Here is a 13,352-nt window from a genome sequence, read left to right as displayed (position 1 = left end):
ATATGTTGCTTTACTTCAAACAAGCCTGGAACCTGATTCGTCAGGAAAAACTGTTCAGCTCGATATACATCATCGGGACAGGACTTTCTATAACCGTAGTGATGGTGTTGGCGATTGTTTACTATATCAAGATTGCGAATATCTACCCTGAAACAAACAGAAGCCGTTTGCTTAGTGTCAAATACGCAGAAGTTGTTAAAGATGATGGTGGTATGAATGCTTATTACCTGTCACTACAAACGATTGAAACTTGTTTCTACCCGCTACAGGGTGCAGAAGCCGTTTCAGCTGTTTATGAGGCATCCAACGAATCATTCGTCCAGCCGGAAGGGAGTGCAGAGCAGATTCCTGTCAAAATAAAGTATGTAGATACCGGATTCTGGAAAGTTTTTAATTTCTCCTTCAGAGGAGGCAATCCTTTTACGGAAGCTGACATGCAGTCGGGTATGCAAACGGCTGTTATCGCCGAGACATTTGCACGCCGGATATTCGGTTCGGTTGATGTAGTAGGGCGAACGATCAGTTTAGACTTCCGTCCGTTCAAAATATGTGGAGTAGTAAAGGATGTATCATATGCAACAGTAAACACTTACGCTCAAGTATGGGTACCGTATACATCCATAGAAGATATTGAGTTGGAAGAAACTGATACGAATGGTTGTCTGGGAGCATTTACAGCTTATATATTAGCTTCGTCGGAGGGAGATGTAGAGCAGGTGCAGGCAGAAGCAAAAGAGAATATACGTAAATTTGATTCTACCCTGGAAGGAGCTACTTTTTCCATTAAAGGTCAGCCGGACAAACAATGGCAAAGCGCTATCCGCGAATGGAATACGAGAGACGATTTCACCAAGGAACTACTTCAGTATGGAGTCCTTATTCTTATTTTACTCCTTGTTCCGGCTGTAAGTCTGTCTGGAATGGCTGATTCACAAATGGAGAAACGCTTGGCAGAAATAGGCATCCGACGCTCATTTGGTGCTCCTAAATATACGCTGATGAACCAATTGGTAGCAGAGAACCTCTTTTTTACTTTGCTTGGAGGGCTATTAGGCTTGATTCTTTCTTTTTTAATCGTTTATCTGGCACAAAACTGGATCTTACAAATAGGAATGGATAGTGTCATGTTTGAAGGAATGCCTCCTGAAGGGACGCATAGCATTATGAAACCATCTATGATGATCAATTTCAACATATTCTTTATTGCCTTGGGTATTTGTGTCGTGTTGAATTTACTTATAACTGTTCTGCCGGCTTGGAGAGCTTCCCGGAAAGAAATTATTTATTCACTTAATGCAAAATGAGCCTTATGTTGTGGAGTATATGTAAACAAATACTGAACCGTAAAAAAAGTAATGGATGGATACTCCTTGCTCTGTTGCTGGTTTTTTGCCTGATCTGGTTTATGGTTGATTTCTTTTTTGTGTTGGAATACAACAAAAGTCTGACTTCTCACCGGGATCTGAATAATACCTATTATATAGAGTTGGGAACTTTGGCAAAAACCCTGCCTGAATATAAAGAAGCTGAAGCCGAACCATCGGCCGGTATCGCCAACCTGTATCGCATCGTAAACCGAATTAAAGAATATCCTGATGTCGAATCAGTTGCTTTATGTCAGAGCTTTTCTTCCTTACCGGGAGTAGGCAGTTACAACGGGAGCGAATACAGGAGTGCTACAGACAGCACTAAAAGAGCCGGTATCCAGCGGATAACATTTATCCCCGAAGAAGATTATTTCCGTGCTTTCCGCCATACATCGAATCAGGGAAAAGCCATCTCATTAACTGATTTCGACTGGGGAAACCCATCAGCAGTTTTGATCTCCCAGATGGTGGCAGAACGTCTTTTTCCCGGAGAATCAGCCATTGGAAAAACAATTGAAACAAGTTATAAAAGTCCGGACGCACCACGAGACCAACACCTGGTTGTAGGTGTGCTTGATGATCTTAAACGTTTTAACTATAATCGCCCGCAAGGGATTATATTCTTTCCGCAGCGTATCTCCGAACAAAACTATAATTACATTTATATAGCGATACGTTCCAAAGAGCATATCCCGGCTTCGCGCTTCATTCCGGCATTCAAAAAGCAAATGAGCAGTAACCTCCGTGTAGGGAATTACTATCTGAAAAATGTCAAATCTTTGGTTGCAATGGAAAAGGAAACCAACAATGCAATGACTAACATGGTACGTTCGCTGTCCGGATTGATGCTGTTTTTCCTCATCAACATCACCTTATGTGTGCTGGGTACCTTCTGGTACAGAGTGAATGTACGGAAAGAAGAAGTAGGTATTCGCCGGGCTATGGGATCCAATGAAGCCGGAATAAAGAAACTGTTTGTCCTGGAAGGAATCATATTGCTCACCCTTATTCTCATACCTGCCATGATCATAGAGTCTCAGTTTATCGCTGCCGGGCTGATCTCTACATTGGGACAAAGTAATAGTTCATACGGCGATTATTTACCCGATCATACCATCGTTCGCTTTCTGATTACAAATGCTATCACCTGGTTATTATTAGCGGCTATAGTTGTATTGGCAATCTGGTATCCTGCCCGCTCAGCCAGTCGCATAAAACCCGTTGAAGCACTCAAAGATGAATAATTATGTATAAAACTTACTTCAAACAGGCTTGGCAGCTGATGAAGCAGAACCGCTTCTATAGCGCTATATATATTGCCGGAACAGGGCTTGCCATAGCCTTGGTGATGGTGATAGCTATCGTCTATCATATCAAGACAGCAGACATAGCACCGGAGGTAAACAGGAGCCGTTTGCTGCTGAATGAGAGCGGGACTGCAAAGAAGAAGGATGGTAGCAGAACGATTAATTATTCACTTTCCTACCAAACATTGAAGGAATGCTATTATAGCTTGAAGAGTCCTGAGCTTGTAGCGGCTTCTGTTTCTGTAGGTCAGGTAAAGCGTCTTTTGGGAGATATCTATCTTTCTATTCCGGGTAGTAAAGATAAATATACAGCCGATATAAGTGGCACAGATGCAGACTACTGGCAGGTTTTTAGTTTTTCTTTTCTTGAAGGCAAGCCTTACAATACGGAGGAGTTTGAAAGCGGCTATCATAAGGCAGTACTCACGGAGGGGATGGCACGAAAGCTATTTGGAAGTGTGTCGGAAATTTCCGGTAAAAGTTTTTTGATTAATGATATAGAGTATGTAGTAGGAGCTATCGTAAAAGACATATCACCTGCTATGACAATCACATATGCCGATCTATGGATCCCATTCACATCTATGCCGGTATTTACTCGGACGGAAGAATATGAGAACATTGTTGGGCCGATACGTGCTTATATTCTGGCTCATAAACCTTCTGATTTTGAAAGGATTCGCAAAGAGATAGAAGAAAAACGAAAACAATATAATACGCAGCTTATTGATTATGAATTTACATTGGAAAGCAGACCCCCTCTTTCCCAAAAGCAGGAAGCCATCAGGCAAATAGACTTTAGCAGCAGTTCTGATGAAATCATCCTTCGCTATTCCTTGATCATTTGTGTATTCTTATTGGTTCCGGCAATAAATTTATCCGGACTGATGGCTTCACGAATGCAGGAACGGATTCCGGAAATAGGCATTCGCAAGGCTTTTGGAGCCGGATGGACAACCTTGATCAACCAGATACTCACCGAGAACCTGTTTCTTACATTGCTGGGAGGGCTTTGCGGGCTGGTGGTATCATACGGCATTGTCTTGGTTTTGAGTAACACATTGTTGATGTCTAAATACAGCGAAATAACGTCTGCAGTTTCCTTGTCTCCCGGTATGTTGATGAATTTCATGGTTTTCTTCTATGCTTTTATGATATGTGTGGTTCTCAACCTGCTGTCTTCTCTTATTCCAGTATGGAATGTATCGCGAAAAAACATTGTGGAAGCTATTCATGATAAATAAGAAAGGTATGATACAGCATGTTTTCAAATTAATAAAGACACAGTGGAAGAATAACATCTGGATTATTCTTGAGCTTTTCATCGTATCAGCCTTGATGTGGTATATTGTAGACTACTTCAGTGTCATGCTTATTACCAGCCGGATACCGCTCGGTTTTGAAATAGAGAACACCTACGCAGTAAAGATAGCTCATTACCAATCTGATAATCCTAATTATATAGATTATGGAGAAGACAGCGAAGAACCTGCTCTGAACTTTCTTCGCATCGTAGATCGTATAAGGAATCATTCCGAGATAATGGACGTAAGCATAGGACAGTGGCATTATCCCTATTGCAGTTCGAATATGACTGCGGGTTATCGCCATGATTCTTTACGGGTAAATGCCCGGATTCTGTATGTAACACCTTCCTACTTTGAGATGTTCAGCGTTCATCCTGCTGCAGGTGGAGAGCCTTCTTTGCTGGGAGAGGCTTTGGAGCATGGGGTGATTATCTCATCCGGTATGGAAGAAGCCCTTTTCCCCGGCTCGCATGCTGCTGGACAAACGATACTGACAAACGATAGTACAAGCAGCTATCGGGTGAGTGCCGTATCCGTTCCTTTAAAGAATCATCGGTTTAGCCGTCGGGATAATTATATTTATTTTCCTTTTCAGGAACATACACTTATGGGAATGAATGAAGAGAATATTAAAGACAACACCAGTATTACTTTCCGTACACGTTCCGGTATGAATGAGAAAGATTTTGCCTCTTCTTTCAAGGCAGAGATGAATACCCAACTCAGTATCGGTAACTTTTATATTACCGGAATCATCCCTATAAGCGAATTGCGAACATTAACCTTAAAAGCGGATGGAGTGTATGAGTCGGTTCAAAACCGAACAGGCTTCACGGTCTTCTTTCTGCTCAATGTATTTCTCGGGGTGATTGGGACTTTCTGGTTGCGTATAAAGAAACGAAGGGAAGAAATAGGCTTGTGCATTGCCGTTGGCTCCTCACGGCATCAGGTAATGAGACAAATGATGACAGAGAGCCTGGGCTTACTGCTCATCGCCCTGGTTCCGGCTATTATAATATGGGGAAACCTGATATTGGTGGAAACATTACCGGTTCATACACTAGGCTTAACCTGGCAGCGCTTTGCACTGAATAGTCTGTTCACCATTCTGCCACTCAGTTTGGTTATTATCCTTGCAACCTGGTATCCTGCTTGGCGTTCAGCAAGTATTCAACCCGCAGAAGCACTACATTATGAATAATTAATACTTAACATAAGATGTATAAGCAATATTTTAAACAGGCGTTGGCTACTTTGAAGGAGAATCCGCTTCTTAGCTTCATTTCTATTGTGGGGACGGCATTGGCTATTGCCATGATTATGGTTCTTGTGATTGCCTTTGAGGTACGGACAGCCAATTACAGGCCGGAAACGAATCGCGACCGGATGCTGTATGCAACAAAGGGTAATTATGTGAGTGAGAACAATAATAGCTCTTCGAGTAATTCCTTTCATTTAATAAAGGAGGTATTTTATCCGATATCTACGGCAGAGGCTGTAACGGCTGTTTCTCTTGGAAACGAAAGACTTGTATCTATCTCTGCCGGCAGAAATGAATATAAGGCCGAGGTGTGCTATACGGATGAGCGCTTCTGGAAGGTATTTGACTTTCGTTTCCTTGCCGGGAAACCGTTTACGGAAGACGATGTACAAAGCGGCATAAAGAAAGCTGTTATTAACGAGGCTATTGCCCGTGGATTGTATGGTTCCACCTATGTAGTTGGCAAGCCGATTCTTATTAGTTATACGGAGTACACTATCTGTGGGGTTGTGCCTGCGGTATCTACTCTTGCTGAGGCGGCCTATGCCGAAGTCTGGGTGCCACATACCACTACTACTTTTCCCAGGAATCATGAGACAGAGAATACAACAGGGTCATTTAATTGTTATATACTGGCCCGTTCCCCAAAAGACTTTCCGCTTATCCGCGAAGAGGCTGAACGCTTATTGATACAGTTAAATGCCACCCTGAGTAAAGGAGAATACAGGCTCAATGGACAACCCGAAAACCTTTTTCTCAGTATGTACCGGCAAGGCAATATGCAAGCAGACGGTAAGCGTGTAATTCTCAGGTATGCTATTATCCTTTTCATTCTTCTACTGGTACCGACTATCAACCTGTCGGGTATGACGCTATCGAGGATGAAGAAACGTATGCCCGAAATTGGTGTGCGCAAGGCCTTTGGAGCAACTACCGGCAAGCTGTTGTGGCAGATATTGTATGAGAACTTGATCCTTACCATTATAGGCGGTTTGCTTGGGCTTATTATCAGTTACCTGGCTGTTACACTGATGAGTGATTGGCTACTGGCTACCGAGATGAGTAACTTTCGCGAAGGAGCGCTCTCTATTAATGTTGAAATGCTGGTAAATCCAAAGGTATTTATATATGCCTTCCTATTTTGTCTGGTGCTGAACCTTCTCAGTGCCGGTATACCGGCCTGGCGTGCTTCCCGTGAAAATATCGTATATGCTTTAAACGAAATTTGATAAAAGACGACCTGATATGTTCAATCAAATCATCAAAATAATCTGGAACCAACGTACGAGTAACGCTTGGATTTGGGCGGAAATGCTGCTGGTATCTATCTGTTTGTGGTATATTGTAGACGACCTGTATCTACGTGCCAAGTTGTACCTCTCGCCAATGGGATATGATATCTCCGATGTGTATGTGGTAGACCTGCATTTGCTCACCAATGAAAACGAGCAATATCGTCCGCAAAGCGAATATGGAACGACACTGGGTGAAGACCTCCTGACGGTAGTTTCCCGTATGCGTACCTATCCCGGAGTAGAAGTTGTAGGTATATCCGAGTCTTCACTATCTTATTCTTATTCAAGGAACTATTCAAATATGCAACGGATCAATCTGGAAACGGAAGATACGCTGAACTGTGGACGCTTGCGCCGTTTCAATGGCACGCCGGACTATATACGTGTGTTCCGCTATGCCACGGAAGAAGGCAATACAGATGCATTGGCCGACAACCTCAGCTTCAATCAACAGATTATCACTTCCGACGCAGCGGCAACCTTGTTTCCTGAAGGAAATGCTACCGGTAAATTCCTTTCCTACGCCAATGATAGCCTTGCCATATATGTAGGAGGTGTAATGTCTCCGATACGTTTTGGCGATTTTGATACATATACCCCTACCTTCATCCGTTCACTGAGCGAAAATGCCATTGCCACAGAGCTGAACGAACTTTATTTCGGAAGGATAGATGTCACCTTGCGTGCGAATCCTTCGACAGGTAAAGACTTTGCTACTAATTTCCTGAAGGAGATGAGAGAGCAGTTGCGCTACCATAATATTTATTTGCTCAATATCCGCTCGTACGACGATATTCGTACCCGCTATATTCGTACCGATATTAATGAAGCCAAGATGTATCTTGCTGGGGTTTTCTTCTTGCTGATCAACATTTTCCTGGGTGTTGTTGGAACCTTCTTTTTCCGCACGCAGCACCGCTTGGGCGAAATGGGCTTGCGCATCGCACTTGGTTCCACCACTCGAAATTTGCGTTCCATATTGATAGGTGAAGGCCTTGTTATCCTACTCTTTGCCTTTGTGCCGGCTGCCTGTATTGCGCTTAATCTGGGTTTAAAAGAAATAGTAGATGTGGAAGTAATGCCTTTTACGATAGGTCGTTTCATTCTTTGCCAAGGCATAACTTTCATACTGATGACTCTTATGATAAGTACTGGTATTTGGTTCCCCTCGCGCAAAGTAGTAAATCTCCAGCCTGCGGAATCTCTCCGGTATGAGTAAAATAACAGGATTTTGTATGAAGTAAAAATTGCACCCGTGCGATTAATAAAACGCATGGGTGCAATTTTGAAAACGCATGCATGCGATCTGCAAAACGCATGCATGCGTTTTTTATCTTGTTCTAATCTGCTGTTTTTCTATATACTACGAATGTTTAGTTGTTGGATGTTTGGATTTTGGCATTAGCCAGTTTACCCTTCACAAAATCAGTTATCATGTTAAACCTGGGTGATAATGTCAAAATCCCACTTTCAAATCTCAACAGACTTGCGGAGGTATGACATAAGTGATTGAAGTTTCCGTCGAAATAGCTCAAGATTTCTTTATCTTCAACACCAAATACCGGAGAATGATTCCCCAGGATACCTGCAGTGTAAAATCCTAAAAACACTTCACTCTTATCTTGGTATTCAACATAATGATAAGCATACTGATTATTAGCAGCATCAATTAATTTGACATTTAGTGTTCCTTTAATGTCTGCGGAATTTTTCAGTTCATTATTTATTTTATCATGTAATTCCTTTGTTATTGCTAATGCAGCATCCAATCTATTGTATAATATTTCCTTGTTTTCTCCGGCTATATCTGTAGTAACTTTTTCAATTATTTTCAACTCCGGATCGAAAAAAAGCACATATATATTGGTGCCTTCCTTCATCTTATTAATAAAAGTATCTGTTAGATTATATTTTTTGTTGAGACCATCCTTCATGGACTTTAATACGGCATGCCCGGAACATTTTATTGTTTTGACATTCTTTTCCGTTACCCAATTATAATAACCGGAAAAACTTTGTCTTTCTTTCGTTATTATTTTCAAGCCTTCAGGCTTAGGGCTTTCATTTTTACCAAATAATGATTCATTAAAAAGCGCGACAATCCCTGCGATACTTAAAGCAGTACCAAAATTAAAAACGACAGGTTGCCAAGTTTTATCTGTAGAATCAGCAAATAGTGCAACCAAGAGTAAACCAACTACTATAAATATGATTGATATTAGCATTTTGATCACCTTATCACTATGCCTGTTTTTGTTTTTACTCTCACTCATGGTTTTCTCTTTTTGGGGATTTATACTTAATCCATTATTTGCGAAGATATAAAAATTAGATTTATCATGTATATTTGTACCTTATTTATTGCAGGATGCTTTATTAACGAAAAGAGCTTATGGACAATAAAGGATTTACACTGCGCAAAAGGTTGGCCAGTTTTAAATACGCTTTCAACGGTATTAAGTTGCTGTTAAGGCACGAACACAATGCCTGGATACATACGATCGCGACCGTCTGCGTACTGATAGCAGGCTTCCTATTGAACATATCAAGCACAGAATGGATTGCCGTTATCATCGTTATAGGTATGGTATTGAGCGCCGAAGCCTTCAATACAGCCGTAGAAAAACTCTCAGATGTCGTTTCCCCCGAATACAACGAAATGATCAAACAGGTAAAAGACCTGATGTCAGGCGGCGTCCTCTTCACCGCCATAGCCGCCGCCATCGTAGGTTTGATTATCTTTTTACCTAAAATAATAGCATTATGTTGAGAGGAGTGAAGTGTTGGATTGCTTTTATCTTGTTTTTTTTAGGAAATATGTTTCTATCGGCCCAGCCGATAGAGGTGAGTCAGAGTCGGAAGAATGTGCGGGTGTCGAGTGATGTTTCAGCGGCTATTACGCCTGTGGCCTGCCTTGTTACGACGTTGGCTTTGCAAGACTGGGAAGGCTTGAAACAAGGGGCTTTTGCAGGTGTAATGACTATGGGCGTCAGTTATGCTTTGAAATATTTGATTAGTAAGGATCGTCCTGATAGGAGCGACGACCATTCGTTTCCTTCCCTGCATACAAGTGTTTCATTTACCGGAGCTGCTTTTATACAACGCCGGTATGGTTGGAAGTGGGGGATACCCGCTTATGCTGTAGCGGCTTACACCGGATGGGCTCGGACATATGCTAAGAAGCACGACTGGTGGGATGTGACTGCCGGAGCCGTTTTAGGAGTAGGGAGTGCCTATCTGTTTACCCGCCCGTTTGCTCAAAAGCATAACTTGACTATCAGCCCTATGGCCGGAGAAAAGCATTTTGGCATCTATGCTTCCCTTTGCTTTTAAGTCCCGTGAATTAATATGCGGCTGAGCTACAGCATTTATTCTATACTAAACTGATAGGAGCCCGCTTGTAGTTCGTACGTTGCCTTCCCGTTGGAGAAGCTAATGAAACGGATGCCTTCGCGCCCTTTTATTTGTTTAACATTAGATGGATTCTTTACCTGTAATGTTAATGTAGCCTTTGTATTGGCCGGAACTGAAGCATTGTAGATATATCCTTTTCTGCTTTTTTGCCAGCCGCTCTCTATTCGGCCATAAACAGAATCGTAATGCCCTTTGATAAAGGAAAAGTTTCCTCCTATACGAGGCTGCAATAGGATGTGTTTGTAACCGGGGTTTTGCTCGTCGCGTTGGATACCGATAGAGTAGGCAATCATCCACTCTTCAATAGCTCCGTATGAATAGTGATTGAAGGAGTTCATATCTACCGGACCGAAGCCATTCACCAATGTATAGGAATTCCAACGTTCCCAGATGGTAGTAGCTCCCTGTAATACCGGATATAGCCATGAGGGATAGGCGGTTTGTTCAAACAATTTATAGGCGATATCATCGTAGCCATTATCCGACAAAACAAGGTTGAGGTACGGAGTTCCGATGAAACCGGTAGTCAACGTATAATTATGCTTTTTGATATTCTCGGTCAGATGTTTAAGGGCTAAAGGTTTATTTTTGTCGTTAAACAAACCGAACTGCAGAGGCACAACATAAGAGGTTTGTGTATCTACCCGCTTTCCCTCATTGCCGGAAGGACCGGACCACATATCGCCCTGTCCTTGTCCGAAAATCTCATTGGGAGCTGGAGCGTAGGTGTAGCCTTCGTTATCGACAAAATACTTATTGAAAGATTCCTTTACATTTTCGTAAAAAGCACGAAAACGTTTGCTGTCGGCCTCTTTCCCCAGTCGCTTGGCTATCTGCTCCATAAGAAGTGCATCATAAGCTGAGTATGCCGTATTCGTGAGCATGGAGTTTGTTCCTTCGATGGCCAGCCAGTCGCCAAATCCCCCGAAAGGTTGTACGTAGTTCACAGCTGTTCGCTCCAGATAGTCCATGTAGGCAACCATAGAGGCATAATGTTGTTCCAGAATACCGATATCATTGTACTGTTGATACATTTGCCAGGGAACAATAATCCCGGCTTCCATCCATCCCATAGCGCCTCCGCCGATATCTGCTCCATGTGGAGGTGTACCCACTACCGGAATATAGTTGGCATACCGTCCGTCTTCTCCCTGATTGTCGCGTACGCTGTAGAGCCAGCGAGTATAGAACGGATTTACATTCATATTGTAGGTAGCTGTACGGGCAAATACCTGGGCGTCACCTGTCCATCCCATACGCTCGTCGCGTTGGGGACAATCGGTCGGTACAGCAAGAAAGTTGCCTCTTTGCCCCCAAAGGATGTTTTCATACAGGCGGTTTACCTGTTCATTAGAAGTCTTATAGCTGCTGGTTTGTGCTCCAATTGATTCAAGTACGATACCTTTTACATCTTCCAGTGGGAGTGGTTTGTCAAGTCCGTGTATCTCTACATACCGGTATCCGTGGAAGGTAAAGCGAGGCTCGTATGTCTCGCCTGAAGGATCACCCTTCATGATATAGCGATCAACAGATAGGGCGCTACGGTAATTGTCGGTATATACTTGTCCCTTTTTCTGTTTGTACATTTCGATGGTATAAGGCGCAACGGGATCGGTTGGAATGATGTCGGGATAGTTCATCTCTCCGAAACGGATCATGATTTCTTGTCCATTCTTTCCTTTCATACTAAGACGGGGAACCCCTACCATATTCTGCCCCATATCATATACATAAACACCTGGAAGGGCTTCTACTACCGACTGAGCTGTCAGTGTAATATTATTTTGAACGGGATTACCCACGTATGCCTGGATTTTTACGTTTGCAGGAGGTTGTTGATATACCAGGGCATTCTCCCAGGAAGAATCGTTAAAGTTGGGATCTGTCCAGCCTTTCACCTCTTTGCGGGCATCATATTCCTCACCATTCTGTAAGCTGTTCAGGAGGATGGGGCCATTGTCGAAGCACTTCCAGCTTTTGTCTGTCACAATCGTTTGTGTACTTCCGTCGGTATATTCGATTGTTATTTTTGCCAGAAGCGACTGGCGGGTTCCGTACTGGTCTTGCCAAGTTGTCATAAAGCCGCTATGCTCGCTCCACCAGCCTGTACCTAGCATGGCTCCTATACCGTTGTCGCCAGACTTAAATAATGATGTAATATCATATGTGTTATACATAAAGCGAAAGCGATAATCTGTCCATCCGGGGTTGAAGTAATCATTACCCAATTTTTTTCCATTGATGGAAAATTCATAGATGCCGCGTGCCGTAGCGTACAAACGTGCTTTTTTGATGGGTTTGTCAATCTGGATACTTTTACGTAGCATTGGAGCGGACACATCCTCTCCCGGCAACCATACATTCAGTTTTCCGGAGCCGTTTTCAGTATAGGTTTCCGATGAATGATATAAAGTCGTATTCCATACTTTTTCGCTGATTGTAATACCGGAAAAGTTGGCCTTTTCTCCTTTAGGTTGCTTGAATCCAATAGCATACAGCCGACAATGATAAACCAAGTCTCCGTTTGGATAGGGATAGACTGTAAACATACCTTCCGTATCTCCCCACCAACCGGGTGTTTGCTTACGTTTCAATTCTTCGGATGAAAGAGAAGTGTCGGTCAATTCTTTACCGTTGATACTAATGTTGGCAAAGTACTTAAGTGCGTACTGAGCTGTAGTAACATCTATTTTCAGATGATGTTTTTTATGTTTATCTGCTGCAGGGATGATGTCGGATATGTTCTCTATAGCGTCCTGTACTTCCTTTCCGTCTGTGGTATGGCTCAGAATAAATTGGGTATCTCCTTTCCCGTTCAGGTTGATTTCGGCAGAAACGAAATTTTTGTCGTCACGTGCACCAAAGACAAAGACCGCTCGATTACTTCCTTCCGATATTTGCATATCAAAGTCAATCACGTAATGAGAGCGATATTTGGGTAGTTGTACTTTAGAAGAGCCAATCCATTGAGCATGACTCCAACCGGACCCCAACAGACCGGTTTCAAACCAGGCTGTTTCCATTGAATTTAAAGCATTTCCGGATTCATCCCATACTCTTACCTTCCAGTAATAACGACTACAGGCTTGTAGTATATCCCCTTCATAAAGGATACTAACTGAGGCATCGGAAGATATCTTTCCGGAGTCATATGTATAGCTTCCGGATGCCAAAGCTTCGGCACTCTCTGCTACCCATAGTTGGTAAGCTGTTTGAGCAGCACCGTAACGTTCGGATACCATCTGCCAATTGAAGCGGGGTTTGGCTACATCAATACCCAGAGGGTTTGTCTGATATTCTACTTGTAAGTTTATGATTTCTGTTGCAGCCTGTGCAGGATGAAACATCACTAGTAAAGAGAACAATAGCAGGCATAGCAGACTATAGGTGTTTTTCATGAT

General features: G+C 42.7%; 10 protein-coding genes. 8 read left to right on the top strand and 2 right to left on the bottom strand.

All coding sequences use genetic code 11. The annotated features are described in order from the left end of the window. Positions 1-2: 2 nt before the first annotated feature. Genes M2470_RS11805 through M2470_RS11780 form a run of 6 tightly spaced genes read left to right on the top strand, consistent with a single transcriptional unit; the run spans position 3 to position 7,756 of the window. Entirely contained in the window at positions 3-1,304 is a 1,302-nt protein-coding gene (locus tag M2470_RS11805; RefSeq protein WP_280745145.1) for an ABC transporter permease, read from the top strand. A gap of 5 nt (positions 1,305-1,309) precedes the next feature. Then, the gene (locus M2470_RS11800) at positions 1,310-2,611 is read left to right on the top strand and encodes an ABC transporter permease (protein WP_280745146.1); all 1,302 of its coding nucleotides are present in this window, start codon (positions 1,310-1,312) and stop codon (positions 2,609-2,611) included. Positions 2,612-2,613: 2 nt separating this feature from the next. Beyond that, on the top strand, positions 2,614-3,918 hold the full coding sequence (locus tag M2470_RS11795; RefSeq protein WP_280745147.1) for an ABC transporter permease: 1,305 nt from the start codon (positions 2,614-2,616) through the stop codon (positions 3,916-3,918). 7 nt (positions 3,919-3,925) lie between these two features. Next, complete coding sequence (locus M2470_RS11790) at positions 3,926-5,182, top strand: ABC transporter permease (RefSeq protein ID WP_280745148.1); 1,257 nt, start codon at positions 3,926-3,928, stop codon at positions 5,180-5,182. A gap of 17 nt (positions 5,183-5,199) precedes the next feature. Continuing rightward, entirely contained in the window at positions 5,200-6,471 is a 1,272-nt protein-coding gene (locus tag M2470_RS11785) for an ABC transporter permease (RefSeq protein ID WP_280745149.1), read from the top strand. A 16-nt stretch (positions 6,472-6,487) separates the two neighbouring features. Then, entirely contained in the window at positions 6,488-7,756 is a 1,269-nt protein-coding gene (locus M2470_RS11780; protein WP_280745150.1) for an ABC transporter permease, read from the top strand. 154 nt (positions 7,757-7,910) lie between these two features. On the opposite strand, the gene M2470_RS11775 is transcribed toward M2470_RS11780, so the two are convergent. Next, positions 7,911-8,810 carry a hypothetical protein gene (locus tag M2470_RS11775; protein WP_280745151.1) on the bottom strand — a complete coding sequence of 300 codons (900 nt, stop codon included), beginning with the start codon at positions 8,808-8,810 and terminating at the stop codon, positions 7,911-7,913. Between the two features lie 119 nt (positions 8,811-8,929). Between M2470_RS11775 and M2470_RS11770 the strand changes: the two genes are divergently transcribed. Further along, positions 8,930-9,307 carry a diacylglycerol kinase family protein gene (locus M2470_RS11770; protein ID WP_280745152.1) on the top strand — a complete coding sequence of 126 codons (378 nt, stop codon included), beginning with the start codon at positions 8,930-8,932 and terminating at the stop codon, positions 9,305-9,307. A gap of 47 nt (positions 9,308-9,354) precedes the next feature. Then, entirely contained in the window at positions 9,355-9,870 is a 516-nt protein-coding gene (locus M2470_RS11765; RefSeq protein WP_280745236.1) for a phosphatase PAP2 family protein, read from the top strand. 35 nt (positions 9,871-9,905) lie between these two features. Here M2470_RS11765 and M2470_RS11760 read toward each other — a convergent pair whose 3' ends face one another. After that, on the bottom strand, positions 9,906-13,349 hold the full coding sequence (locus M2470_RS11760; RefSeq protein WP_280745153.1) for an alpha-L-rhamnosidase: 3,444 nt from the start codon (positions 13,347-13,349) through the stop codon (positions 9,906-9,908). Positions 13,350-13,352 lie beyond the last annotated feature (3 nt).

The organism is Parabacteroides sp. PH5-46 (assembly GCF_029892785.1).
GTDB lineage: Bacteria > Bacteroidota > Bacteroidia > Bacteroidales > Tannerellaceae > DFXE01.
Note: the sequence above shows the minus strand (reverse complement) of the source record. Positions and strands in the feature narration are given on the sequence as shown.